This is a genomic window from Aminobacter sp. P4_D5, from assembly GCF_056401815.1.
Genome location: NZ_JBFUIP010001243.1, coordinates 1 through 549, shown reverse-complemented (window position 1 = coordinate 549; position 549 = coordinate 1). Strand labels below are relative to the sequence as shown.

Genomic DNA, 549 nt, shown 5'->3' with positions numbered 1-549 from the left:
CTGCTGGGCCTTGGTGGTCGACTTGATGTGCCACTCGATCAGCGGCAGGCCGAGGCTGCGGGCGATCTCCTGGGCCAGCACCGTCTTGCCCGTGCCGGGCTCGCCCTTGACCAGCAGCGGGCGCTGCAGCGCCACGGCGGCGTTGACGGCCACCTCCAGCTCGCGCGGGGCGATGTAGCGTTCGGTGGAGGCGAATTTCTTCAACGCGAGGGTCCTTCAGGGCGACTCTGCGAGTGTTCGCCCGCCCGGCCGGCCTTCGCAAGTGCGGCAGGGTCGGACATAAGCCTTCGGATGAACCTCTATTTCCTCGCGATGCTGTTCCTCGGCGTGGCCGGGATGATCGAGAACCGGTGCAGCACGCCGGGGCTGCGGCCGGAATATCCGCCGGCGGACCGGGCCTTCCGGCTGCTGGGCCGCTTCTCCTTCGGCATGTGGCTGGCGCTGGTGATCTTCGGATTCTGGAAGCTGGATTGGMTGCAGCCGGTGGTGGCGATCGTGGGGTCGCTCGCGGCCAACGCGCTGGTGGTCGGCTACGGCGTGCGGACCTGG

The 549-nt window shown here is 68.6% G+C and carries 2 protein-coding genes; one reads left to right on the top strand and one right to left on the bottom strand.

The window, feature by feature from the left end:
• Positions 1-204 (bottom strand): AAA family ATPase (locus AC1DWF_RS37730; protein WP_476843526.1); only part of this gene is annotated, 204 nt, incomplete at its 3' end.
• A gap of 87 nt (positions 205-291) precedes the next feature.
• Here AC1DWF_RS37730 and AC1DWF_RS37725 point away from each other — a divergent pair.
• A partial coding sequence (locus tag AC1DWF_RS37725) for a hypothetical protein (protein WP_476843525.1) occupies positions 292-549 on the top strand: 258 nt, incomplete at its 3' end.